Annotated in this window: 25 protein-coding genes; 18 read left to right on the forward strand and 7 right to left on the reverse strand. The window is 65.3% G+C overall.

Annotation, left to right across the window (positions count from 1 at the left end):
• Positions 1-28: 28 nt before the first annotated feature.
• The 7 genes from lptC to MHZ91_RS09770 all read left to right on the forward strand — a co-directional run bounded on the left by lptC (position 29) and on the right by MHZ91_RS09770 (position 5,874).
• Complete coding sequence (lptC, locus tag MHZ91_RS09740) at positions 29-661, forward strand: LPS export ABC transporter periplasmic protein LptC (RefSeq protein WP_175122036.1); 633 nt, start codon at positions 29-31, stop codon at positions 659-661.
• On the forward strand, positions 658-1,281 hold the full coding sequence (gene lptA / locus MHZ91_RS09745; RefSeq protein WP_218342596.1) for a lipopolysaccharide transport periplasmic protein LptA: 624 nt from the start codon (positions 658-660) through the stop codon (positions 1,279-1,281). Before lptC ends, lptA begins: the two co-directional genes overlap by 4 nt.
• A 33-nt stretch (positions 1,282-1,314) precedes the next feature.
• Complete coding sequence (gene lptB, locus MHZ91_RS09750; RefSeq protein WP_169271627.1) at positions 1,315-2,109, forward strand: LPS export ABC transporter ATP-binding protein; 795 nt, start codon at positions 1,315-1,317, stop codon at positions 2,107-2,109.
• Positions 2,110-2,325: 216 nt separating this feature from the next.
• Positions 2,326-2,664, forward strand: a complete 339-nt coding sequence (gene hpf / locus MHZ91_RS09755; RefSeq protein WP_056319592.1) for a ribosome hibernation-promoting factor, HPF/YfiA family — start codon at positions 2,326-2,328, stop codon at positions 2,662-2,664.
• Positions 2,665-3,012: 348 nt separating this feature from the next.
• On the forward strand, positions 3,013-3,468 hold the full coding sequence (locus MHZ91_RS09760; protein WP_175122034.1) for a PTS sugar transporter subunit IIA: 456 nt from the start codon (positions 3,013-3,015) through the stop codon (positions 3,466-3,468).
• A gap of 20 nt (positions 3,469-3,488) precedes the next feature.
• The gene (gene hprK / locus MHZ91_RS09765; RefSeq protein ID WP_006216298.1) at positions 3,489-4,415 is read left to right on the forward strand and encodes an HPr(Ser) kinase/phosphatase; all 927 of its coding nucleotides are present in this window, start codon (positions 3,489-3,491) and stop codon (positions 4,413-4,415) included.
• A gap of 25 nt (positions 4,416-4,440) precedes the next feature.
• Positions 4,441-5,874, forward strand: a complete 1,434-nt coding sequence (locus MHZ91_RS09770) for a PLP-dependent aminotransferase family protein (protein ID WP_239213456.1) — start codon at positions 4,441-4,443, stop codon at positions 5,872-5,874.
• A gap of 50 nt (positions 5,875-5,924) precedes the next feature.
• Here MHZ91_RS09770 and MHZ91_RS09775 read toward each other — a convergent pair whose 3' ends face one another.
• Positions 5,925-7,208: a cytochrome c gene (locus tag MHZ91_RS09775; RefSeq protein WP_239213458.1), complete on the reverse strand. Its 1,284-nt coding sequence runs from the start codon at positions 7,206-7,208 to the stop codon at positions 5,925-5,927.
• 12 nt (positions 7,209-7,220) lie between these two features.
• Complete coding sequence (locus MHZ91_RS09780; RefSeq protein ID WP_218342592.1) at positions 7,221-7,979, reverse strand: c-type cytochrome; 759 nt, start codon at positions 7,977-7,979, stop codon at positions 7,221-7,223.
• A gap of 195 nt (positions 7,980-8,174) precedes the next feature.
• Between MHZ91_RS09780 and rapZ the strand changes: the two genes are divergently transcribed.
• Both rapZ and MHZ91_RS09790 read left to right on the forward strand, forming a co-directional pair.
• Entirely contained in the window at positions 8,175-9,047 is an 873-nt protein-coding gene (gene rapZ / locus MHZ91_RS09785) for an RNase adapter RapZ (RefSeq protein WP_056566400.1), read from the forward strand.
• The gene (locus tag MHZ91_RS09790; RefSeq protein WP_239213460.1) at positions 9,044-10,003 is read left to right on the forward strand and encodes a septal ring lytic transglycosylase RlpA family protein; all 960 of its coding nucleotides are present in this window, start codon (positions 9,044-9,046) and stop codon (positions 10,001-10,003) included. Before rapZ ends, MHZ91_RS09790 begins: the two co-directional genes overlap by 4 nt.
• Positions 10,004-10,015: 12 nt before the next feature.
• On the opposite strand, the gene MHZ91_RS09795 is transcribed toward MHZ91_RS09790, so the two are convergent.
• Both MHZ91_RS09795 and rsmI read right to left on the reverse strand, forming a co-directional pair.
• Positions 10,016-10,600, reverse strand: a complete 585-nt coding sequence (locus MHZ91_RS09795; protein WP_239213462.1) for a methylated-DNA--[protein]-cysteine S-methyltransferase — start codon at positions 10,598-10,600, stop codon at positions 10,016-10,018.
• A 3-nt stretch (positions 10,601-10,603) separates the two neighbouring features.
• Positions 10,604-11,539 (reverse strand): 16S rRNA (cytidine(1402)-2'-O)-methyltransferase, encoded by a 936-nt coding sequence (rsmI, locus tag MHZ91_RS09800; protein WP_191578455.1) that lies wholly within the window; start codon positions 11,537-11,539, stop codon positions 10,604-10,606.
• A 65-nt stretch (positions 11,540-11,604) separates the two neighbouring features.
• Between rsmI and MHZ91_RS09805 the strand changes: the two genes are divergently transcribed.
• From MHZ91_RS09805 to MHZ91_RS09820, 4 genes are all read left to right on the forward strand, one after another.
• Positions 11,605-12,084, forward strand: coding sequence for a YraN family protein (locus MHZ91_RS09805; RefSeq protein WP_175138987.1), 480 nt, complete (start codon positions 11,605-11,607; stop codon positions 12,082-12,084).
• 85 nt (positions 12,085-12,169) lie between these two features.
• Positions 12,170-12,763: a phosphoheptose isomerase gene (locus MHZ91_RS09810; protein ID WP_175122026.1), complete on the forward strand. Its 594-nt coding sequence runs from the start codon at positions 12,170-12,172 to the stop codon at positions 12,761-12,763.
• On the forward strand, positions 12,760-13,506 hold the full coding sequence (locus MHZ91_RS09815; RefSeq protein WP_191578456.1) for a BON domain-containing protein: 747 nt from the start codon (positions 12,760-12,762) through the stop codon (positions 13,504-13,506). Before MHZ91_RS09810 ends, MHZ91_RS09815 begins: the two co-directional genes overlap by 4 nt.
• Positions 13,503-13,997: a peroxiredoxin gene (locus MHZ91_RS09820; protein WP_056560300.1), complete on the forward strand. Its 495-nt coding sequence runs from the start codon at positions 13,503-13,505 to the stop codon at positions 13,995-13,997. Before MHZ91_RS09815 ends, MHZ91_RS09820 begins: the two co-directional genes overlap by 4 nt.
• 243 nt (positions 13,998-14,240) lie before the next feature.
• Here MHZ91_RS09820 and MHZ91_RS09825 read toward each other — a convergent pair whose 3' ends face one another.
• Positions 14,241-15,029: a MetQ/NlpA family ABC transporter substrate-binding protein gene (locus MHZ91_RS09825; RefSeq protein WP_239213464.1), complete on the reverse strand. Its 789-nt coding sequence runs from the start codon at positions 15,027-15,029 to the stop codon at positions 14,241-14,243.
• 272 nt (positions 15,030-15,301) lie between these two features.
• Here MHZ91_RS09825 and argB point away from each other — a divergent pair, with 272 nt between their 5' ends.
• From argB to MHZ91_RS09850, 5 genes are all read left to right on the forward strand, one after another.
• On the forward strand, positions 15,302-16,204 hold the full coding sequence (gene argB, locus MHZ91_RS09830) for an acetylglutamate kinase (RefSeq protein WP_013396740.1): 903 nt from the start codon (positions 15,302-15,304) through the stop codon (positions 16,202-16,204).
• A 43-nt stretch (positions 16,205-16,247) separates the two neighbouring features.
• The gene (locus MHZ91_RS09835; RefSeq protein ID WP_239213527.1) at positions 16,248-16,994 is read left to right on the forward strand and encodes a pyrimidine 5'-nucleotidase; all 747 of its coding nucleotides are present in this window, start codon (positions 16,248-16,250) and stop codon (positions 16,992-16,994) included.
• Positions 16,995-17,045: 51 nt separating this feature from the next.
• Positions 17,046-17,621, forward strand: coding sequence for a nucleoid occlusion factor SlmA (gene slmA, locus MHZ91_RS09840; protein ID WP_175138985.1), 576 nt, complete (start codon positions 17,046-17,048; stop codon positions 17,619-17,621).
• A gap of 302 nt (positions 17,622-17,923) precedes the next feature.
• Positions 17,924-19,417: a DASS family sodium-coupled anion symporter gene (locus MHZ91_RS09845; RefSeq protein ID WP_175122023.1), complete on the forward strand. Its 1,494-nt coding sequence runs from the start codon at positions 17,924-17,926 to the stop codon at positions 19,415-19,417.
• 9 nt (positions 19,418-19,426) lie between these two features.
• Positions 19,427-20,476, forward strand: a complete 1,050-nt coding sequence (locus tag MHZ91_RS09850; protein ID WP_239213466.1) for an Ldh family oxidoreductase — start codon at positions 19,427-19,429, stop codon at positions 20,474-20,476.
• A gap of 1,182 nt (positions 20,477-21,658) precedes the next feature.
• Here MHZ91_RS09850 and rodA read toward each other — a convergent pair.
• Both rodA and mrdA read right to left on the reverse strand, forming a co-directional pair.
• Positions 21,659-22,795 carry a rod shape-determining protein RodA gene (gene rodA / locus MHZ91_RS09855; RefSeq protein ID WP_056560313.1) on the reverse strand — a complete coding sequence of 379 codons (1,137 nt, stop codon included), beginning with the start codon at positions 22,793-22,795 and terminating at the stop codon, positions 21,659-21,661.
• On the reverse strand, positions 22,792-24,720 hold the full coding sequence (gene mrdA, locus MHZ91_RS09860; protein WP_175124993.1) for a penicillin-binding protein 2: 1,929 nt from the start codon (positions 24,718-24,720) through the stop codon (positions 22,792-22,794). Before mrdA ends, rodA begins: the two co-directional genes overlap by 4 nt.
• Positions 24,721-24,729 lie beyond the last annotated feature (9 nt).

Here is a 24,729-nt window from a genome sequence, read left to right on the forward strand (position 1 = left end):
TAACGAATACGCCCTCGCGGCGCACCCGATGAAAGAACGCTTTCCCTCACTGATCGCGCTGTTCCTGCTGCTGGTGCTGGTCACCAGTTCTTGGTGGGCGGCCGATTACGCGCAACGCGCCATCCAGGTGGACCCGCCGCGCCGCGTCACCCATGAAATGGACGCGTGGTCGCGCAATTTCGTGATGTTGCGCACAGATCCCACGGGCAAGCCCATCAACCGCCTGGAAGGCGAGTACATGGAACACTTCCCCGACGACGACTCGTATCACGTCACGGCGCCCCGCGCCGTGGGCCAGCGCGAGACCAATCCGATCACGGTGGCGGTGTCCAAGACGGCCGTGATGGAACAAGGCGGCAAGCGCATCGTCATGCAGGGCGATGCCCATGTGCTGCGGCAGCCGGACCCCGAGAACGACATGCTGGACGTGCGCAGCCAGCAGCTCATCATCCTGCCCGATGAAGACGTGGTCTTCACCGACCTGCCTGCCACGGTCCTCAAGGGCCGCTCGCGCATGCAGGGCACGGGCATGCACTACAACAACAAGACTCGCCAATTGCAGGTTTCGGCATCGACCGACGTGGAAATTGCCGGTTCGGAAGGCAGACAGCAACGCCGCACCGAAATTCCAGCCAACAACACTGACCAGAAAAAACCATGACCGACCTTCGGACCCTCCTCGCCCCGACGACCCGCCTGATGGGCGCCGTGCTGTTGACGGCCTGCGCGCTTGCGCCGGCCCACGCGGCGGAACCGAAAGCGGCCGCGCCGGCCGAAGAGCCCAGCACGCTGATCCTGTCGGACACGCTGCACTACGACGACGTGAAGAAGCAAAGCGTGTTCACCGGCAACGTCAACATGACGCGCGGCCTGATGACGCTGACCTCCGACACCTTGCAGATGAACGAGGATGCCAAGGGCAACCAGTACGGTACGGCCACGGCCAACAAGGGCAAGGTCGTCACCATCCGCCAGGAACGCCCCGAAAACTTCGAACTCATCGAAGGCAAGGGCCTGCGCGCCGAATACGACGGCACCAATAGCACGTTCGACCTGATCGGCCAGGCCATCGTGACCCGCTACGTCTGTGGGAAACCGTTCGATACCATTCGCGGCGACCGGGTACGCTACAACGAGAAGTCCGGCACTTACGAAGCGCAAGGCGGCCCGAACTCCGCCGCAGCCGGTGGACGCGTGCGTTCCTTGGCCGAACCGCGCGCCAAGCTGGACGCCGCCGTCGCCGAATGCCGCAAGCAGCAGGCAGCCAAGAAAGGGCGCTGAAGCGCTTCTCCCGCAACACCAATCGCAGCCACGATGAATCAACCTTCAGTGCCGACCCCCGTGACCTCCGCCCCTTCGGGCGTCAAGCAGGGCAGCCTGCGCGCAACCGGACTGCGCAAGACCTACAACGGCCGCACCGTCGTGCAGGACGTGTCCCTGTCAGTGGTCAGCGGCGAAGTCGTCGGCCTGCTGGGCCCCAATGGCGCAGGCAAGACCACCAGCTTCTACATGATCGTCGGCCTGGTGCCGGCGGACGCCGGTCGCATTGAAATCGACGGCTCCGTCATCACCGCGATGCCCATCCACAAGCGCGCGCGTATGGGCCTGTCGTACCTGCCGCAGGACGCCTCCGTGTTCCGCCGCCTGACGGTGGAGCAGAACATCCGCGCGGTGCTTGAACTGCAAGTGGGTGCGGATGGCCGTCCGCTGTCGACCCCCAAGATCAACGAACAGATGGAATCGCTGCTCGAAGAACTGCAGATCGGGCACATCCGCAGCAACGCCGCCATCTCGCTGTCGGGCGGTGAACGCCGCCGCGTGGAAATCGCACGCGCGCTGGCCACCAGTCCGCGTTTCATCCTGCTGGACGAACCGTTCGCCGGCGTGGATCCCATTGCGGTCATCGAAATCCAGCGCATCGTGCGCTTCCTGAAGGGCCGGGGGATCGGCGTGCTGATCACCGACCACAACGTGCGGGAAACCCTGGGCATCTGCGACCGCGCCTACATCATCAGCGAAGGCAAGGTGCTGACCGACGGCCACCCCGACGAAATCGTGGGCGACCCCGCTGTTCGCCGGGTGTACCTGGGCGAACACTTCCGTATGTAACCACTGCCTGAAAGACCCCGTAACGCATAAAAATAGACCGCCATACGCCCTCGGGCTCAGCCATAAAAATGCCATGAAGTTGCGGTAGGTCAGCTTGTTTTATCGGCCCGAGTCTATACACTAGAGCTAAACGAACCCTGCTTATTGAAGGAGAACGCCTACGACCCCACCGCGCCTTTTGCGCAATTTTTTCCTCTTTTAGAAGGAGAGCACACTATGAACCTGAGCATCTGCGGTCGTCACCTCGACGTCACCCCGGCCATCCGGGAATATGTCATGAACAAATTGGCGCGAGTGCTGCGGCATTTCGATCACGTCATCGATACCCAGGTCATGCTCTCAGTAGAGCCCCTGCGGCATAGAGCCGAAATCACCATGCGTCTGAGCGGCAAGGACATTCATTGTGAAGCAACCGATGAAAACCTCTATGCAGCCATAGACCTTCTTGCTGACAAAGTCGACCGTCAGGTCATCAAGCACAAGGACAAGGTAAGGAGTCATTCAGCAGAGTCCGTGAAGCGGCAAGCGGCGACACTCTCGCCACCCCAGCAGTAACGCGCTTCATGACCGCTCACCTGAGCGACTAGCAGTACAGCGATCCCCGGATCCTGCCTAAGTCCCGGTGTCCCGCTAGACCTTGCGTCCAGCCGGGGCATCGGCAAACTCCCCTCCTGCACTACCCAATCCCTCTTGTTTCATCCGCTGCCGCCTGACGGCCTCTTCGCGTTTTCCCTGGCTTTGTCCGATACGTGCCTCTGCGGGAACCCTCCGAGGCCCAGGAATGTCCACAAGGTATCGCGATCAGACTATGCTGTCGCTCTTGTGGTCCCGCTGGCATCTCGGTCTTCCGAGGCCCGGGTCGGTTGATTGTTGCAGTGCGTCATATAACCCTATAATGCCCCGATGAATCATTTGTCGCGCATCCTCCCCGCCGGCAACGTCGTGCTCGATATGCTCGCCACGAGCAAGAAACGTGCGTTCGAACAGGCCGGTCTGCTTTTTGAAAACAACAACGGCTTGGCACGCGCCCTCGTGTTCGACAGCCTTTTTGCCCGCGAGCGCCTGGGGTCCACTGCCCTGGGTCAGGGCGTGGCCGTACCGCATGGCCGTGTGAAGGGTCTGGAGCAGGCACTGGCGGCGTTCATCCGCCTTGCCCAGCCCATCACCTTCGACGCGCCCGACGGACAGCCCGTGTCGATGCTGCTGTGCCTGCTGGTGCCTGAAAACGCCACGCAGCAGCACCTGGACATCCTGGCCGAACTTGCCCAGCTGATGTCCAACAAGGCATTGCGCGAGGCCCTGGCCACCGAGCCCGATCCGGCCATCGTCCACAAAATGCTCACGACCGGCCAACTCTGATCCCACGCGGAATCGCTGCCATGCTCACGGTGCAGGAACTCGTCGACGACAACGCCGACAAAATCCCCTTTAACTGGATCTCGGGCCAGGGCGCCGCAGACCGCGCGATTCCCGACGACGGCATGGCAGCCGCCGACCTCGTCGGCCACTTGAACCTGATCCACCCGTCGCGCATCCAGGTGTTCGGCCAGGAAGAGCTGGCGTACTACACGCGATTCGACCTGCGCCGCCGCATGCATCACATGGACGAGCTGCTGATCGGCGGCGTGCCGGCGATTCTGCTGGCCGATGGCCTGACGCCGCCGCAAGATCTGGTCGACCAGTGCGACCAGCACCAGGTGCCGCTGCTGTCCACGCCGGTGGCCGCCGCGCAGCTCATCGACCTGTTGCGCATCTATCTCGGCAAGAAGCTCGCGCCCACCACCACGGTGCACGGCGTGTTCCTCGACGTGCTGGGACTGGGCGTGCTGATCACCGGCGAATCGGGTCTGGGCAAGAGCGAACTGGCCCTTGAACTGATTTCGCGCGGCCACGGGCTGGTCGCCGATGACGCGGTCGAGTTCTCGCGCACCGCGCCCAACATGATCGAAGGCCACTGTCCGCAACTGCTGCAGAACCTGCTCGAAGTCCGCGGCCTGGGCCTGCTCGACATCCGCACGATCTTTGGCGAAACGTCGGTGCGCCGCAAGATGCGGCTCAAGCTCATCGTGCACCTGGTGCGCGCCACGGCGCAGGACAAGTTCGAGCGCCTGCCGCTGCAGGACATCACCCAGGACATGCTGGGACTGCCCGTGCGCAAGGTGATGCTGCAAGTGGCCGCGGGCCGCAACCTGGCCGTGCTGGTCGAGGCGGCGGTGCGCAACACTATCCTCAAACTGCGCGGCATCGACACGCTGGGCGAGTTCATGGAACGCCAGGCCATGGCGATCCTCCAAAGCAGCAAATGAGCCCGCAACGTCGCCCTGCGGCATCGTGAGCCTTTACGAAACCCTGGCCGACGAGATCGCCGCGTCGATTGCAAGCGGCGTCCTGCGTGCCGGCGACAAGCTGCCTTCGGTGCGCGACGCGTGCGCCGCGCGCAGCGTCAGCCCTTCCACCGTCTTCCAAGCCTATTACCTGCTAGAAGCGCGCGGCCTGATTCGCGCGCAGCCGCGCTCGGGCTACTACGTCAACGCCCCCGCCGAATCGCTGCCGCCCGAACCGGGCACCTCGTGTCCCGACGGCGAGTCCACCGAACTGGCGATCAGCGAGCGGATATTCGACATCCTCGGCTCGGTGCGCAACCGTGACGTTACGCCGCTCGGTTCGGCCTTCCCCTCTCCGCTTCTGTTTCCGTTGCCGCGATTGGCGCAGGCCATGGCCGCGCATCTGAAGCGCCAGGATCCGCGCGACACCGTCGAAGACCTGGCGCCCGGCAATCCGCGCCTGCGCCGGCAGATCGCGCTGCGCTACCTGATCGGCGGCATCAACCTGCCTGCCACCGATATCGTCGTCACCAACGGCGCCCTGGAGGCGTTGAACCTCTGTCTGCAAGCGGTCACGCAGCCGGGCGACACCGTCATGGTCGAGGCGCCCACCTTTTACGGTGCGCTGCAGGCGCTGGAACGACTTGGCTTGAAAGCGCTGGAAGTCCCTACCCATCCGCGCACGGGCATCGACCTGGACGCGATGCAGGCTGCCATCCTGCGTCACGCACCGCGCGCCTGCTGGCTGATGACGCAATTCCAGAATCCGCTGGGCTGCCTGATGCCCGACGACCGAAAGCGGCAACTGGTCGAACTGCTTGCGCGGCACGACATTCCGCTGATCGAAGACGACGTCTATGGCGAGCTGTACTTCGGCACGACGCGGCCCGTGCCCGCAAAGGCGTACGACACGCGCGGACTGGTGCTGCATTGCTCGTCGTTTTCGAAATGCCTGGCGCCCGGCTATCGCATCGGGTGGGCCAGCGCCGGACGCTATGCCCAGCAGGTGCAGCGCCTGAAATTGTCATCGACACTGTCGGCATCGGGCCCCGCGCAAGGCGCGATTGCCGAATACCTGGAGCAAGGCGGCTACGACCGCCACCTGCGTCGCCTGCGCCAGACCTTGCAGGCGCAGCAGGAGCGCATGGCCGACGCCATCGCACAGGCCTTTCCCGCCGGCACGCGCGTGACGCGGCCACAGGGCGGATTCTTCCTGTGGCTGGAACTGCCCGCCGCCGTGGATGCGTTGTCGCTGCACCGCCAGGCGCTGGCGCGCGGCATTAGCGTGGCGCCTGGCCCGATCTTCTCGGCCAGCGGCCAGTTTGGAAGCGCGCTGCGTCTGAACTACGGACATCCCTGGGAAGCCGGCATCGAGGCCGCGATCCGCACGCTGGGCGATCTGGCGCACGAAGCCTGCCGCGCGGCGACCGCCGCACGCTAGCGCGCCTGTCCGGCCGCGCGCGGGACATCCGCCCGCGGCCTTCATCAGCGCTAATTCAACGTCGACGACGCCCGCGCGCGCTTGACCTCCAGCGCGCTGACCCCGCCCGCCTCGTTGCCCCAGCTATTGCGGATGTACGTCACGAGCATCGCAATGTCGTTGTCGTTCAGCACCTGGCCAAATGGCGGCATGCCGTGAGGACGCGGGTTTGCTGCAGTGGCGGGCGCGTACCCGCCGTCCAGCACCATGCGGATGGCATTGACGGGCGACGGCGCAGTCACCGTCGGATTGCCGGCCAGCGCGGGCCACGCCGTGCCGCTGCCCTTGCCGTCCGCCTGGTGGCATTTCGCGCATTGCTGGCTGTACAGCTTGCCGCCCAGCTCCATGGCCGCAGGCGCAGGCGCGGCGGCACGCGCATCGGTTGCGGGCGGCGTGGCGGGCAGCGATTTCAGATACACGCCGATGGCCAGCGCGTCATCCTCTGTCAGGTGCTGCGTGCTTCCCAGCACGACTTCCGCCATCGGCCCGCTAACCGTCGAATGCGCCGCAATGCCGGTCTTGAGCAGCGTGGCGATGTCCTGCGCCGACCAGCGCCCCATGCCGGTCTGCATGTCGTTCGTCAGCGGCGGCGCGTACCAGTCCAGCACGGGAATCACGCCACCGGCCAGCGCGTCGCCGCTGCGCGTGGCGCCCAGGCTGTTGCGCGGTGTGTGGCAGGCCGCGCAATGGCCCAGCCCTTCGACCAGATAGCGGCCGCGATTCCATTGGACCGATTGACCGGGATCGGCGTCTTGCACTCCCGGCTTGAAATACAACGCGCGCCATGCCGCCAGCAGCATCCGCTGGTCGTACGGAAAGGCCATCTCGGGCGGTCGGTTGGCCTGCCTGACGGGCGAAATGCTGCGCAGATAGGCATACAGCGCATCCGAATCGCTGCGCGTGACGCGTGTGTATTCGGTGTAGGGGAACGCCGGATACAGCAGCGTGCCGTCCTTCGACTTGCCGTTGTGCAGCGCCCGCCAGAAGTCGTCGGCCGTCCAGGCGCCAATGCCGGTCTCCGCGTCGGGCGTGATGTTCGGGCCGTACACCGTGCCGAACGGCGTAGGCACAGGCGTGCCGCCGGCAAACGCCTTGCCCCCTCGGCTGGTGTGGCAGGCCATGCAGTTGCCAGCCAGCGCCAAGTAGCGGCCACGCTCGATCTGCGCCGCGCCGTCGGCGGCCGCCACGGCGGGGCCGGTGCTGGCATCGTCACGCGTGCCGAGCCAATACAACGTGCCTGCGGCCACTACGACCACCAGCAGCAGAACAACCAGGATTCTTTTCATCAGCGTCATTCGCGGCCCCGTTCAGCGTTGCGTCTGGCTGCCGCATTCCGCGGGGAGCCGGACCGAATTCGCGGCGTCGGGCACGTAGGGCTCGACGACGGGCTGCGACGACAGCCACGCCGCCAGGGCGCCGATGTCGTTGGGGGTGAGCTTGTTGGAGATGTCGGCCATGCAATCCGGCGCGGCGGCGCGGCGCAGGCCGTTCTTCCAGCCGCCGATCTGCGCGCCGATGTAGTCGCGCGGCAGACCCAGCAGGCCTGGGATCGCGGGCAGCATGCCGGACAGGGCCGCGCCGTGACAGGAGGCACAGGCCGGCAGACCGCGCGCCGCATCGCCCTCCTTGGCAAGCCGGCGACCGGCCTCCAGCGTGGCGGCGGACACGTCCGCGCGAACAGGCGCCGGATACGGCACATGCTGCTCGGAAAAGTACGCGGCCATCTCGCGCAGGTAGTCGTCGGGCAAGCCGGCCAGCAGGTGCGTCATGGGCCGGTACTGCCGCCGCCCGTCGCGAAAGTTCAGAAGCTGGTGATAGAGGTAGTCCTGCGGCTTGCCGGCCAGCCGCGGATAGTAGCCGTCGGCGCCCGCCCGGCCCTGTGCGCCGTGACAGGCGGTACAGGCCGCGACCCGGGCCGCCATGGTGTCGGGCTGCAGCGTAGGCGGCGCCGTCTGCTGCGCCAGGGTCGGCGCGGACATAAACACAACAGCCGCAGCCGCCAAAGCGCTGCGGAAGGCCCAAAACCGCGGCAGTGAAACACTACAAGAGGAAATGAGGGCTAACATCTAGGTCAAATTCCAACCCCCCGAATCGTGATGGCGGGGCGCGTAAAAGTGGAACTGCGATGGAACTGCGGCGTCTGCGGCCCCTAGCTTACGTCAGGGCATGCAGCGGGGAACAGGCGCAGATCCTGAGTTTATGGCCATATCAGATGCTATCCCGCCGGCATCGTCCTGGAAAAGCGTGCCACAATCATGTCCATGTTGAAAGTCGTCCTCGTCACCGGCATTTCCGGTTCCGGCAAATCCGTCGCGCTGCGCATGCTCGAGGACGCGAGCTACACCTGTGTCGACAATCTTCCCGTCCGTTTCCTGACCGAATTCATTGCGCAGGCGCGCGATGACGGCATGGAACGCGTCGCCGTCGCAATCGACGTGCGCTCACCCGGTGAACTGGCCGAGCTGCCCGACGTGGTCACCGCGCTGCGCGCCATGGGCACCAGCCTGCGCGTGGTCTTCCTGGATGCCAATACGGCCACCCTGGTGCAGCGCTATTCCGAATCGCGCCGCCGCCATCCGCTGACCGACCGCCTGCAACGCGGCGGCACGGCGCCGTCGCTGACCGAATGCATCGCGCTGGAAAGAGAGCTGCTGGCGCCGCTGCGCGAGCAGGAACACGTCATCGACACGTCAGAACTGACGCCCGGCCAGCTTCGTGCCTGGATCCGCGACCTGATCAAGGCGGACCGCGCGCCGCTGGTGCTGACGTTCGAATCCTTCGCCTACAAGCGCGGCGTGCCGGGCGACGCGGACCTGGTGTTCGACGTGCGCTGCTTGCCCAATCCCCATTACGACCGCAACCTGCGTCCGCTGACCGGCCGCGACGAACCCGTGGCCACGTGGCTCGCCGGGTACGAGCAGGTGGGCCTGATGATCGACGACATCGCGGGCTTCCTGAAACGCTGGCTGCCGCTGTACACGCAGGACACCCGCAACTATCTGACCGTGGCCATCGGCTGCACCGGCGGCCAGCACCGTTCGGTGTATGTCGTGGAGCAACTGGCGCTGCGCTTTGCCGACCACGACCCGCTGCTGGTGCGCCACCGCACGCAACTGCCCGACGAAACCGCATGACGCTTTCCCGCCCGCTACATTTCCTTTTCATGCTGCTGCTGGCGATCGCCGTGGCAGGCTGCTCCACCAGCGGCGGACGCAAGAAGGGCGGCTACTACAAGGACGACGGGCCGGACGCCAATCCGCCGTCGAACCTGGACCAGATCCCCGACGCGGTGCCCAAGCTGGAACCTTACGCCAGCGGCGCGAACCGGCCCTATGTCGTGTTCGGCCAGCGCTACGTACCCGACACCAGCGGCCAGGCCTACAAGAAGCGCGGCATCGCCTCGTGGTACGGCAAGAAATTCCATGGCAACTCCACGTCGATCGGCGAGACCTACGACATGTATGCCATGACCGCCGCGCACACGACGCTGCCGATCCCCAGCTACGCGCGGGTGACCAGCATGGTCAACGGCAAGACGATCATCGTGCGGGTGAACGACCGCGGCCCCTTCCATAGCGACCGCATCATGGACTTGTCCTACGTCGCGGCCTACAAGCTGGGCATCATCGGCCCGGGCAGCGGACAAGTGGTCGTGGAAGCCATCCAGCCCGAAGAGATCCGTCGTCTGGCCTCGCAAGGCGCGCCTGCGGCCCCCGCGCCGGAACCGGAATCGGCCACGGGCTCCACGCCGGTCATGGCGCCGGTGACGTCCACCCCCGTGCCGTTGGCGCCCGAGCCCCTGGCGCCTGCCGCGCCCAGCCCCGCCCCGATGCGTCCGGCTGCCGGCGCCGCCACGGGCAGCGTCTACCTGCAGGTGGGCGCGTTCAGCCAGCCCGGCAACGCGCAGTCGCTGGTCAGCCGCATCAATACGCAGCTCGGCGCCGAAGGCGCGCCGCCGGCGTCGGTGGAACAGGCCAATAATCTGTACCGCGTGCGGATCGGTCCGTATCCCGATCGCCAAAGCGCGCTCAATGCCGTGCCGCTGGTGTCCGACCGGATCGGCATCCTGCCGACGATCGCGTCGCAGTAAGCGGAACGACGGCTACCAGGGCAGCTCTGCCTGCCCGTCGCACACCCGGCGCGCGTGCGCGCTGCGGCTCACATAGCGGTTGCCTTCATGCGCCAGCAGCGCCTGCTTGCGTGGCAATCCACCGCCAAAGCCCGTCAGCGAGGTGTCCGCGCCGATCACGCGGTGACAAGGAATGATGATGCTGATGGGATTGCGGCCGACCGCGCCGCCGACTGCCTGCGCGCCCTTGGGCCGGTTCACCGTGCGGGCCAGTTCGCCGTAGCTGGTGAGCGTGCCGAATTCCAGCGCGCACAGCGCATGCCAGACCTGGTGCTGAAAGGTCGTCCCCACCGGGTCGAGCGTCACGTCGAACAGGCGGCGCTCGCCGGCAAACCATTCGTCAAGTTCGCGCCGCGCCTGCTCCAGGAACGGATCGCTATCGGTCAGCGTCCATCCATCCGGCGACGGCAGCAGCGCCTGATCGGTGAACCACGCGCCGCGCAATCCCTTCGGGCTGGCCACCAGGCGCAGATCACCGAGCGGCGTGGGCATGTCGCGATAGGTCAGCCGCTCTTGCGGGTCGGCAGGCTTGTTGGACACGACGGTCGAATACACCATGGCTTACTCCTGCCCCTTCTTGCGGGTCAGGGCCCGGTTGTAGAGCACGTCGCGCGGCTGGCCGGTGACTTTGGCCGCGACCCGCGCGGCGTCGCGCACGGACAGCGACTCCAGCAAGGCGTCCAGCAGGACGTCGTGGGCGGGATCGACGTCGTCAGACTCAGGCGCGTCCGCCTCGGCATGGACGATCAGCACGAACTCGCCCTGCTCGCGATGCGCATCGGCGGCCAGCCATGCCGCGGCCTCGCCCAGCTTGACGGTGCCGATCTCTTCGAAGCGTTTGGTCAGTTCGCGCGCGACGGTCAGTTCACGTTCCGGACCGCAGACCTCGAGCAGGTCCGCAAAGGTGGCCGCCAGCCGGTGCGGCGATTCGAACATCACGACGGGCGCAGGCAACGCGCACCATTGGCGCAGCCAGCGCTGCCGGGCCACTGCCTTGGACGGCGCAAAGCCCGCGAAGGCGTAGGCAGGATTCTCGTCCGTGGTGACACCGCTGCCCATGAGGGCGGCGATCACGGCGCTGGGGCCGGGTACAGGCACCACCGCATAGCCGGCGGCGCGCACGGCGCGGACCACGCGGGCGCCGGGGTCGCTGACCGCGGGCGCGCCGGCATCGGACACCAAGGCCACGCGCTGGCCTTGCGCCAGTCGCTCGCAAATGGCTTGCGCCGCGGCGGCCTCGTTGTGGCGATGCGCCGCCATGAGCGGCGTGCTGACGCCCCAGGCATCCAGCAGCGTGCGGCTGGCGCGCGTGTCCTCGGCAGCGATCACATCAGCCCGTTGCAGGGCGTGCCAGGCGCGCAGGCCCAGATCGCCGAGATTGCCGATGGGCGTGGCCACGACATACAGCGTCGAGGCGGGCCAATGCTGGCCCGCCACGCGTTCCGACACGCGGGACCAGGCATCGCCGGCAATGGGAGGTGAGACGTTTTGATTCATTGCTGCCTGCTGACACGAAAAACCATGTCAGTGTAGCCGCCTATGCCCGCTGCTTTCGGAATCCCATGACGGACGACACCCTGCGCCTGGCCTGCGAACTTGCGCTGGCGGCACGCCGCCGCGCCGCAAAACGCCGGCGGCGCACCGGGCGCACGCCTGCCGACCGCCCGCCCCCGCGCCGCTCGCCCACCCAGCGGCGCGGCGACCATCATGAAGCGGCGGCGTTGCGCCTGCTGGCGGCCCAGGGTCTGACGCTGCTGGCGCGCAACCTGGCCTGCCGCGCCGGGGAAATCGACCTCGTCATGCGCGAGGGCGACACGCTGGTCTTCGTCGAGGTCCGGGCGCGCGCCGCCAGCCGCTTCGGCGGCGCCGCCGCCAGCATCGGCCCCGAAAAACAGACGCGCCTTGCCCGCGCGGCGGCGTATTGGCTGCCCGAACTGGCCCGCCGGCACTGGGGCGGCCTGGTCCCGCCCGCCCGCTTCGACGCCGTGGTTTTCGACAGCGGCGACCCCGCCTGGCTGCGCGGCGCATTCTGGCTGCCATGACCCGGCAAGTCTGGCGTGACATCCCCCCTCGCCCACGTTGCGCATGGACAGAACCGCGGCCTTGCCCCGTGAGATAATCGCGCCCATGGATATGACCTCTCGTATGACGTCGCACTTTCGCGACGCCATGGCCGCTCACGAACAAAGCATGAACGTCCTGGCCGAACCGCTGGCCGTGGCCGTGGACGTGCTGTTCGGCGCCCTGGCGAACAACGGCAAGATTCTGGCTTGCGGCAATGGCGGCTCGGCTGCCGACGCGCAGCATTTCATCGCGGAACTGGTGGGCCGCTTCGAACGCGAACGCCTGCCGCTCGCGGGCATTGCGCTCAACACCGACACCTCGATTCTCACGGCAGTCGGCAACGACTACGGCTTTGACGAAATCTACGAACGGCAGGTCAACGCCTTCGGACAGGCCGGCGACGTGCTCGTGGCCATCTCGACCAGCGGCAATTCGCCCAACGTGGTCCGCGCCATGGAAGCCGCCAGCGCGCGCGAGATGCACGTCCTGGCCCTGACCGGCAAGGGCGGCGGCGTCATGGGGGAACTCATTACCCCGATGGACGTCCATCTATGTGTTCCCAGCGATCGCACCATGCGCATCCAGGAAGTCCATATTCTGCTGCTGCACGCGCTGTGCGACGGCATCGACGCTCTTCTGCTTGGAGACACCGAATGATTCTTGACGTCCGACCCGCAGTCCGCCCGCTGATGCTTGCCGCCGCGCTATCGACCGCGGCGCTTTCGCTGACGGCCTGCGCGCCCTTGATCGTGGGCGGCGCCGCCGCCACCACGGCGGTCGTGGTCACCGACCGCCGCACGTCCGGCGTCCAGCTCGAAGACCAGAACATGGCGTTCAAGGCGCAGAGCCAGATCGCCCAGAAGCTGGGCGACACGGCCCGCGTCAACGCCATGGCCTACGGCGGCCACCTGCTGCTGACCGGCGACGTGCCCTCCGAAGAAGCCAAGAACCAGGCCACGGCCATCGCGCAAAGCGTCGAAAACGTGAAGCAGGTCATCAACCAGCTCAACGTCGGCCCCATCGCCTCGTTCGGCCAGCGCTCCAACGACACCTGGCTGACCTCCAAGGTCAAGACCGCGCTGCTCAACACCAAGTACGTGCCCTCGGGCACCATCGCGGTCACCACCGATCGCGGCGTCGTCTACCTGATGGGCAAAGTCACCCAGGCAGAAGGCGAATACGCCGCCAATGCCACCGCCGATGTCGGCGGCGTGACCAAAGTCGTCAAGCTCTTTGAAATCATCAGCCGCGAAGAAGCCATCCGTCTGTCTGGCAGCGGCTCCAAACCCGCCACCACCGAAAGCAAGGCGCCCATCGAAACCGGAACCGGTCCGGCCACCGACAACGCGGCTGGCACCGGCGGCACGAGCAGCGGCGTTGAAGCAATGCCCATCAAATGAAAAAAGCCATCGTAGCCCTCGCAGTTCTCGTGGCGGTCGGCATCGGCGCCTGGTTCGCCATGCGCCCGGCCCAGACCGCCCCCGACGTCACCTTCACCACGCTGGAAGGCAAGACCTTCTCCATGCAGGACCTGCGAGGCAAGGTCGTGCTGGTCAAATTCTGGGCAACCAGCTGTGTGACTTGCGTGAAGCAGATGCCCGACACCATCTCCGCCTACAACGAGTATGCGGACAAGGGATATGAAGCCATCGCGGTCGCCATGAACTACGACCCGCCAAACTTCGTGCTCAACTTCGCCGAAACCCGCAAGCTGCCGTTCCCGGTCGCGCTGGACACCAAGGGCGAGATCGCGCGCGCCTTCGGCGACATCCGCCTGACGCCCACGGCGTTCCTCATCGACAAAGAGGGACATATCATCAAGCGGTACCTGGGCGAATACGACAAGGCCGAGTTCCACGCCACCGTCGAAAAGGCCCTGGCCGCCGGCTGATCCGCCGCATCGGCGCAGCCCCAAGGAATCGCCCGCTGCAAGCGGGCGATTTTTTTTTGGGCTTGAAGAAGGCTGAAGGTGTCTGACACCCATCGGGCAAGATCGCCCAATGGATGAACCGCCACAAGGGTGTCTGGCACCTTCCAATAAAAAGCCGCCCGTTGTTGAACGGGCGGCCAGTTTCTTACATGAAGCGCACGGATCGCAGGGTGCGGGCGGTTGCAGCCGCCCGCGCGCCGCGCATCAGAAGGCGGGAACCACTGCGCCCTTGTACTTTTCCTGGATGAAGGTCTTGACCTCCGGCGAGTGCAGCGCGTCGACCAGCTTCTTGATGCCGGGCGCGTCCTTGTTGTCGCTGCGGGTGACCAGCACGTTGGCGTACGGCGAATCGGCGCCTTCGATGAACAGGGCATCCTTGGTCGGCACCAGACTGGCTTCCAGCGCGTAGTTGGTGTTGATCAGCGCCAGATCCACGTCGTCCAGCGCGCGCGGCAGCATGGCGGCTTCGAGTTCGCGGAACTTCAGCTTCTTGGGGTTCTCGACGACATCGGCGGCGGTCGCCAGGATGTTGGCCGGATCCTTGAGTTTGATGACGCCCTGCTTCTGCAGCAGCACCAGGGCGCGGCCGCCGTTGGACGGGTCATTGGGGATGGCGACCGTGGCGCCGTCCTTCAGGTCGGACAGGCTCTTGATCTTCTTGGAATAGCCGCCGAAGGGCTCGACGTGGACCAGCGCCACCGGCACGAGCGTCGCCTTGCGATCCTTGTTGAAGCTTTCCAGGTACGGCTTGTGCTGGAAGAAGTTGGCGTCCAGTTGCTTGTCCGCCAGTTGCAGGTTGGGCTGCACGTAGTCGCTGAACACCTTGATGTCGAGCTCCACGCCTTCCTTGGCCAGCTTGGGCTTGACCACTTCCAGGATCTCGGCGTGCGGCACCTGCGTGGCGCCCACGACCACCTTTTCGGCGTGAGCCGCGTTGGCGGCAACCAGGAGGACCGACGCCGCCAGGGCGGAACGGACGAAGTTCAAACGCATGTGTTGCCTCTTTTATGGTGAAAACCGGGATCGATGTCCCGCAGGTTCGGGCAGGCCCCCTTTTGCGGGGCGTGCCGTTGTGAAAACGCCCCCAATTTACCTGAATGCCGGTTATTTGTCGGGCATATGAACATGGGTTTGCAGCATAAGAAACCTGTGGGGACTACAATCCGTCGTATGCTTGCGCTAGGCGCGTTCCAACCGCGTTCTTGTGCAGGCATTTTTTTAACGCACATCAACTTTTTTGTTATTTATCTGCCGACTTAGCTGCCATGACCGACACCCCCGACCCTGCTGCCGTTTCGTCTCCCGCCGTCAAAGCCGCCGTGCTGTCCGAGGCTCTGCCGTATATCCGACGATTTCACGGCAAGACCATCGTGGTCAAGTACGGCGGCAACGCCATGACGGAAGAGCGATTGCAGCGCAGCTTCGCGCACGATGTCGTGCTGCTCAAGCTGGTGGGTCTGAACCCGGTGGTGGTCCACGGTGGTGGTCCGCAGATCGATGACGCCCTGCGCCGCATCGGCAAGCAAGGCACCTTCATCCAGGGCATGCGCGTCACCGACGCCGAGACCATGGAAGTCGTGGAATGGGTGCTGGGCGGCCAGGTCCAGCAGGACATCGTCATGATGATCAACGAGGTCGGCGGCAAGGCCGTCGGCCTGACCGGCAAAGACGGTGGTCTGATCCAGGCCCAGAAGAAGCTGATGGCCAACAAGGACAACCCGTCCGAGCCCATCGACATCGGTTTCGTCGGCGACATCACGATGGTCGAGCCGGCCGTCGTGAAGGCGCTGCAGGACGACCAGTTCATCCCCGTCATTTCGCCCATCGGCTATGGCGAGGACGGCACGGCCTACAACATCAATGCCGACGTCGTCGCCGGCAAGATGGCCGAAGTGCTGGGCGCCGAAAAGCTGCTCATGCTGACCAACACTCCGGGCGTACTGGACAAGGGCGGCAAGCTGCTGCGCAGCCTGTCGGCCCAGACTATCGACGAGCTCTTTGCCGATGGCACGATCTCCGGCGGCATGCTGCCCAAGATCTCGTCCGCGCTGGACGCCGCCAAGAACGGCGTCAATTCGGTGCACATCGTCGACGGCCGCGTGCCGCACTGCCTGCTGCTCGAAATCCTGACCGACCAGGGCGTCGGCACGATGATCAGCTCGCACTGATGACGCACACCCCCGCAGCACGGCGCGCCGCGCGATCGTCATGATGCAAGTGCGACGCCAGTTGCTGCGGCCCGCGGTGCGGATGCGCCGCTCCCGCGGGATTGCCACAGGCGCGCCCGAGCGCCTGTGGCTGTTCGATCTGGACAATACGCTCCACGACACCTCGCACGCCATCTTCTCCAAGATCGACCACGGCATGACCATGGCGGTGGCCGAGGCGCTAAACGTGGACGTGGATGCCGCCAACCTCGTGCGCAAGCAGTACTGGAAACGCTACGGCGCCACCATGATCGGCATGGTGCGCCACCACGGCGTCGACGCCCACGAATTCCTGCATCGCAGCCACGACTTCGACGTCGCGCCGTTGATGCGCTCGGAAAAGGCGCTTGCCTACAAGCTGCGCCGCCTGCCCGGGCGCAAGGTCCTGCTGACCAACGCGCCGCTCCACTATGCGCGCTCCGTCCTGTCGCAACTGGGCATACTGCGCCAGTTCGACAGCCTGTGGGCCATCGAGCACATGCGGTTGCATGGCGAGTTCCGGCCCAAGCCCTCCGCGGCGCTGCTGCGCTACGTGCTGGCGCGCGAAGGCGTTCCCGCCCACCGCGCCGTGCTGGTCGAAGACACGCTGGCCAACCTGCGGGGCGCCCGTCTGGCCGGCCTGAAGACGGTCCACGTGTATCACCCCGGCACGCCCTTCGGCCGCGGACGCTCGCACCGCCCGGCCTACGTCGACTTGCGGGTAAACTGCGTCAGTGATTTATTGTTACGCCGACGCCCCCTGCGGGGCTGACGGCTCGCAGCATCCCCTCCACCCGTCATCCTGCGCGAAGCAGTCCCTCCCATGGCGAGCAAACCCGGCGAGCGCAAGACCCAGATTCTGCAGACTCTGGCCGAAATGCTGGAACAGCCGCACGCGTCCCGCATCACCACGGCCGCTCTGGCCGCGCGTCTGGAGGTCTCCGAAGCCGCCCTCTACCGGCACTTCGCAAGCAAGGCGCAGATGTTCGAAGGACTGATCGAGTTCATCGAAACCAGCATCTTCACGCTGGTGAACCAGATCGCCACCGCCGAGCCCTACGGATTGCCTCAAGCCCACAAGACGGTCTCCATGCTGCTGACGTTCTCGGAGCGCAACAAGGGCATGACCCGCGTGCTGACCGGCGATGCACTGGTCACGGAAGACAACCGGCTGCAGGAGCGTATCAACCACATCAACGACCGCATCGAGGCGTCGTTGAAGCAATCGCTGCGCATCGCCATCACCGACGGCGGCCTGCCGCAGGAAGCCAACATTGCCGCGCATGCCAGCCTGCTGACGCATTTGGTGCTGGGCCGCTGGCTGCGCTACGCGCAAAGCGGATGGCGCGTCACGCCCACGCTGCATCTGGACGAACAGCTGCGCCTGGCCTTGGGCTGATGCGCCCGAATTAGCGCCATTTCACGTACCAATCCCGGTTCTTTTCGTGGGTCGACCGCACGCATCGTGATCCGATTGGTTCGCGCCGATGCAACACTCACATGCTTGCCCCGCGCGGGGGGCGACGAGCATAATGCCCAGGACGAGTTTTCCACAAGCGCTGTTCTCCACCTTCTTGACGTTCATCAATACGGGTTTTCCACAATGCCGTCACGATCATCCTGTAGCGTCGACACACCGATTTGATTGACCCCGTGCTCGCGGGCGGTGTTTCGTCAGTTTGACCTCAACCGGAGAAGGATATGGCCGCGGAAACCGCAGTCCCCGCCTCGCAAGCCCCCAAGAAAACCAAGATTCCAATCGGGCTCATCGCCGGCATCCTCGTGATGATCGGCGTTTTAATGATGCCCCTGCCCGCGGACCTGCCCGTTGCAGGCCACCGCATGCTGGCAATCCTCGCGTTCGCCGTGGTCGTGTGGATCACCGAAGCCGTGTCGTATGAAGCCAGCGCGATCATGATCACGACGCTGATGGCTTTCCTTCTGGGCACCGCGCCCACCATCAAAGACCCCAACGTTCTCTACGGCACGTCCGCCGCCATCAGCATGGCGCTGACGGGCTTTGCGAACTCGGCGCTGGCGCTCGTCACCGGCGCCTTGTTCATTGCCGCCGCCATGACATTCACCGGACTGGACCGGCGCATCGCGCTGGTAACACTGTCCAAGGTTGGCACCAGCACGCGCCGCATCCTCATCGGATGTATCGCCGTGACGATCGTGCTGAGCCTGGTCGTGCCCAGCGCCACCGCGCGCAGCGCCGCCGTGGTGCCGATCATGATGGGCGTCATCGCTGCCTTCGGCGTGGACAAGCGCTCGAACATCGCGGCCGGCATCATGATCATCGTGGCCCAGGCCACCAGCATCTGGAACGTCGGCATCCAGACCGCCGCCGCGCAGAACCTGCTGACGGTCGGCTTCATGGAAAAGATGCTGGGCGAACGCGTGGCGTGGTCGGACTGGCTGATCGCCGGCGCCCCCTGGTCGCTGATCATGTCGGCCGTGCTGATCGTCATCGTGCTCAAGCTGCTGCCGCCTGAAAGCAACAGCATCGCCGGCGGCAAGGAAGCCGTCGAGAAATCGCTGCTCGACCTGGGTCCCATGACCGGTGCGCAAAAGCGCCTGATGGCCGTGTCGGTCATGCTGCTGCTGTTCTGGTCCACCGAAGGCAAGCTGCACAAGTTCGACACCACCTCGACCACCTACTTCGGCCTCGTGCTGCTGATGCTGCCGCGCTTTGGCGTGATGACGTGGAAAGACGTGCAATCGCGTATCCCATGGGGCACGGTGATCGTGTTCGGCGTGGGCATCAGCCTGGGCACGGCGCTGCTCACGACGCAGGCTGGCCAGTGGCTGGGCAACCAGGTGGTGCTGCACACCGGCCTGGACCATCTTGGCCCGCTCGCCATCTTCGCCATCCTGGCGGCCTTCCTGATCGTCATCCACCTGGGCTTTGCCAGCGCCACCGCGCTGACCTCGGCCATGCTGCCCATCCTGATCTCGGTGCTGGCAACGCTGCCGGGCGACTTCAGCCGCCTGGGCATGACGATGCTGCTGGGCTTCGTGGTCAGCTACGGCTTCATCCTGCCCATCAACGCACCGCAGAACATGGTGTGCCTGGGCACCGAGACCTTCAACGCCAAGCAGTTCGCCAAGGTCGGCATCATTGTGACCATCGTCGGCTACCTGCTGATGCTGCTGATGGGCATGACGTACTGGCGCTGGCTGGGCTGGCTGTAAGGAGTCGTCATGAAAATCACGCTAGCCCAAGCCAACGAATACGGCCGCCGGGTGCTGATGGCACAAGGCGTGCCGGAAGACATCGCCCGCGACGTGGCCGAGCATCTGGTGGAATCCGACCGTGTCGGCTACACAAGCCACGGCCTGTCGATCCTGACGAATTACCGCCGCGTGCTGTCCGAGGGCCTGGCTCAGCCCGACGGCCGCCCCGAACTCCTCAACGACCGCGGCGCCATGCTGGCCTACGATGGCCACCACGGACTGGGTCAATACGTGGGCAAGGTGGTCATCGAAAAGGCGATCGAGCGCACGCAGGAACACGGCCAGTGCATTCTAACCCTGCGCCACAGCCATCACCTTGGCCGCATGGGCCATTTCGGTGAAATGGTGGCGGCCAAGGGGCTGATCCTGCTGGCCTTCACCAACGTGATCAACCGCTCGCCCACCGTCGCCCCGTTCGGCGGCGCGCAAGCGTGCCTGACCACGAATCCGCTGTGCTTCGCAGGCCCGTTGCCTGGGGGGCGCCCGCCGTTCATTGTGGACATGGCGACCAGCTCGATCGCGGTGAACAAGGCGCGCGTGCTGGCTGCCAAGGGTGAACAGGCGCCGCCAGGGGCGCTGATCGATGCAGAGGGTAATCCGACGACTGACCCGGGTGCGCTCTTTACCGATCCTCCCGGCGCGTTGTTGCCATTCGGCGGCCACAAAGGTTACGCACTGGGGCTGGTGGCCGAACTGCTCGCGGGTGTGCTGTCCGGCGGCGGCACGATCCAGCCTGAACATCCGCGCATCGGGGTGGCGACCAACAACATGTTCGCGCTGCTGCTGGATCCGCAGGTGGACTTCAATACTGACTGGCGGTCGATGGAAGTCGGCGCGTTCATCGACTACCTGCATGCGTGCAAGCCGCAGCCTGGGGTTGAGTCGGTGCAGTATCCGGGTGAATACGAAGCTCGGAATCGGGCGGTCAATGCGGATTCGGTGGAATTTGATAGCCGGATCTGGGATGGGTTGACGAAGTTGGCCGTGGAGCTTGGGGTGCCTGACGCGTTGCCTTAGGGTGCTTTGGATGGCGGTGGTTAGGCTGGCATCGAGTCAGGTTCTTTAGACGCCCGCCGCAGCGGGGGCTTGGGTGCGCGGGGCTACGATTGCGGTCCGGAGCCTTCGCTCCGGACTGCCCCGTCCTCAACCTCGTCCGCCTTCGGCTCCCTTCGGTTTCCGTCGGGCGCATCTACACGCCCCGCGCACCCAAGCCCCCGCTACGTCGTGCTCCAGTTGCTTCAGCTTTGCCGGCGGCGGGGCGAGTTGGGTTCTTTAGGTTCTTGCCCACGGCGGGGGAGAGAGAAAGATCTTGCGGGGCCCGCCCCCGGCCGGCCGCGCGGGCGGCCTTTGGGGGCTTACGCGGCGTCTTGCGTCGTGGCGATGACGCTTCGCGTGTGGCTGCTTCTGCGCTAGGTGTCTGACACCAGCAAACCAGCAAATTCGTAAGACCGAATGAGGTGTCTGACACCCTGATGATGCGGTTCGATTCTTGGCGCTCTAGTAGGTGTCTGACACCCTTACGAGGCGGCTTACGCGCCGAGATCGTGTCCACGGGTGTCTGACACCGGCAGAAGAATGAAAGCCGTCGCACATTTCGGTGCCCAAACCCAACAGCGAAGCGAGCCCGGCTCGCCATTAATCGTCACTTGAACTCAAGTATCCGATGGGCGGCGCGCGTACGGGTCGGGAAGCTGTGGCAGGCGGTCGACGCGCGCCGCCCATCACCGCCCCTCCCCCTTGTTCGTGATGCCATCAGCACACCAACTTCCGCCAGCGCGAAGCGCACCCCGCCACGACGACCCACCGCCACGATGCCGATTGCCGCCGCCCGGGCGGCAGCAATTCGGCGGCCCCGCAGATCTCCTACCCTGACCACAGGTCTTGCAGCGCCCCATACCAAAGACCCTGGCAGCACGGCGTCGCGGTCACCGTGGGCGCGAGCGCCGTCGATGCGCCCGAGGGAATCTGAAGGGAAGGCCGAAGGCCTGGACGAAGATGACGAAGGGGCAGTCCGGAGCGAAGGCTCCGGACCGCAATCGTGGGCGATCGTGCCCACGGTGACCGCGGCGTCGGGCGACCTACAAAGAACTTCTTGGCGCCAAGATCACCGACCTACGAAGCGCCCCAGGCAACAGGAGCCAACAAATGCAGGAGATAAAAACTACGCAGCGACCAAGGAATTCGATCAGCAAACCACCATCAAGTCTTCACAGACCGATGCCGACTAATACTCATCATGATCCCAAACGCAATCCCCATCGTGAACAACGCCGTCCCCCCATAACTCATGAACGGCAACGGCACCCCCACCACGGGCAATATCCCCGTCACCATGCCTACGTTCACGAACACGTAGATGAACAGCATCATCGTCAGCGCCCCCGCCAGCAGCCGGCCGAATTGCGACGCAGCCCGGGATGCGATCGTCAGACCGCGCGCCATCATCAGGCCGTACAGCACCAGGATTGCAATGCCGCCGTACAAGCCGAATTCCTCGGCGTACACGGCAAAGATGAAGTCAGTCGTGCGTTCCGGGATGAAGTCCAGGTGCGTCTGCGTTCCCTTCATGTAGCCCTTGCCGTAGACGCCGCCCGAGCCCACTGCGATCATTGACTGGATCGTGTGAAAGCCCTTGCCCAGCGGATCGGAGCTGGGATTGAGCAGTGTGCAGACCCGGTGCTTCTGGTATTCATGCAGCACCACCCAGTCCACGTCCGGCTCGCAGAGCTGATCTTCGTAATAGACCAGTGTGCCGATGGCAATAACGCCGGCCAGCATGACCGGCACCAGCAGTTTGAACGACAGTCCCGCGAAATAGATCACGAAAAAGCCCGCGCCGAACACCAGCAGCGCCGTGCCCAGGTCGGGCTGCAGCACGATCAGGCCAAATGGTGCGGCCAGCATCGCGGCGGCGGCGAGGAAGTCGCGCACGCGGACCGCGCCTTCGTGGCGCTGGAAATACCAGGCCAGCATCATCGGCACCGCGATCTTCATCATCTCGGACGGCTGGATGCGGGTCACGCCCAGGTTCAGCCAGCGGGTTGCGCCCTTGCTGGTTTCGCCGAAGAACTCGACGCCCAGCAGCAGCACCACGCCCACCACATAGAACGGCAACGCCAGCTTCATCAGCAGCTTTGGCGGAATCAGCGCCATTGTCCACATCGCAAAGAACGCGATGATGAAGTTGCGCGACTGTTCCGCGAAGCGCCAATCCGTGCCACCGACGGCCGAGTGCATCACCGTCAGGCCCAGCGCCGCGAACATCATCAGGATCGCGAGCAGCGGCCAGTCGAAGGCCGTGAATACGCGCAGCAGAATCAGGCCAAGACGTTTCATTGTTGGCGCACCAGGTCGGAGGCGATGTCATCGACGGTCGCCATGGTGTCGGCGGGTTGGGGACGCGCGATCTTGTCCTGGCGATCCTTGGCCAGCCAGTAATCGAAGACCTTGCGCGCGACCGGGGCCGCCACGCTGGCGCCCCAGCCGGCGTTTTCGACGATCAGCGCCACGGCGATGCGCGGTTGTTCGAGCGGCGCGAAGCCCATGAACAGCGCGTGATCGCGCAGGCGTTCGTCGATCGCGCTGGCCCGGTAGTGGCCGCCACGCAGACTGAACACCTGCGCCGTGCCAGTCTTGCCGGCCGCCTGGTACGGCGTGTTGGCGAACGCGCGCCGCGCCGTGCCGGCGCGCACCACGTCGGCCATGGCGTTCTTGATGACGTCCACGTTGGCCTGCTTGAGGGGTATGCGGTAGTCCGGCGGTGCCTCGGTGGGCTTGGCCACGCCCGAGCGCGAATCGCGTACCGCGTGCACCAGGTGCGGGCGGCGGTACAGGCCGTTGTTGGCCAGCGTGGACGTGCCCTGCGCCAATTGCAGCAGCGTAAAGGCGTTGTAGCCCTGACCCACCGCCACGGAAATCGTTTCGCCCGCGTACCAGCGCTGGCGCTCCTTGTCCTTGTAGGCCGAGCGCTTCCAGTCGGTGGACGGCAGCACGCCGCGTTTCTCGCCTTCCAGGTCGATGCCGGTGATCTGGCCGAACCCGAACTGCTTGGTGAAATCGTGCAGGGCGTTCACGCCGATTTCAGGGCCGAGCGAATAGAAATAAGTGTCGGACGACACGACGATGGCCTTGTGCATGTCCGTCATGCCGTAGGCCGCGCCGCCCGCGTTGCGGAACTTCTGTCCGCCGAATTCGTAATAGCCCGGGTCCGAAACCCGGTCGGTCGCGCGGCGTTTGCCCAGTTCCAGCGCGGCCAGCGCCACGAAAGGCTTGTAAGTGGAGCCGATGGGATACGTGCCGTACAGGGGACGGTTGATAAGCGGATGGTCCGGCGATTCGTTCAGCATGCGCCAGTTGTCGACGTCGATGCCATCCACGAACAGGTTCGGGTCGAACGACGGCTGCGACACGAATGCCAGGACCTCGCCCGTGTCCGGGTCGATGGCGACGAGGGCGCCGCGCTGGCCCTCGAAGGCCTCTTCGGCCACCTTCTGCAGGCCCATGTCGATGGACAGCATGATGTCCGAGCCCGGCACCGGATCGATGCGGCGCAGCGTGCGCATGGGCCGGCCGCCGGCGGTGACCTCGACTTCTTCGAGGCCCGTGCGGCCGTGCAGCTGCTCTTCCCAGGTCTTTTCGATGCCCTTCTTGCCGATGACCTCGGTGCCGCGGTAGTTGCCGAGCTGCCCGGCTCGGTCCAGCTCTTCGATGTCGTTGTCGGCGATGCGGCCGATGTAGCCGACCACGTGCGCGGCCGACACGCCCTGCGGGTACTCGCGCACCCAGCGGGCGCGCAGTTCCACACCCGGGAACTGGAAGGCGTGCGCGGCAAACCACGCGGCTTCGGTTTCGTTGAGGTTATTGCGCAGTTGCAGGCTGGCGTAGCGGCTGGATTCGGCCGCGCGGCGCTTGAAGCGGCGCTGGTCGGACGGGCTGATGTAGACGACTTCGGTCAGGCGCTCGAAGAGTTCGTTCATGTTGCCCGCGTGGGCCGGCACGACTTCTAGCGTGTAGGTGCGGTAATTGCGGGCCAGGACTTCGCCGTTGCGATCCAGGATCTCGCCGCGGCGCGGCGGAATCGGCACGACCGCGATGCGGTTGCGGTCGGCGCGTTCGGACAGGCCCTCGTAGCGGTCGACCTGCAGATACCAGAAACGGCCCACCAGCACGCCGAAGCAGACCAGGGCGAAGGCGCCGCCCACCCAGGCGCGCAGGCGAAAGCGCTGCTTCTGCTGCTGGCCGGTTTTCTTGAATTCAAACATGACGCAACG

Source organism: Achromobacter sp. ACRQX (assembly GCF_022346505.1).
Taxonomy (GTDB): domain Bacteria; phylum Pseudomonadota; class Gammaproteobacteria; order Burkholderiales; family Burkholderiaceae_B; genus Achromobacter; species Achromobacter animicus.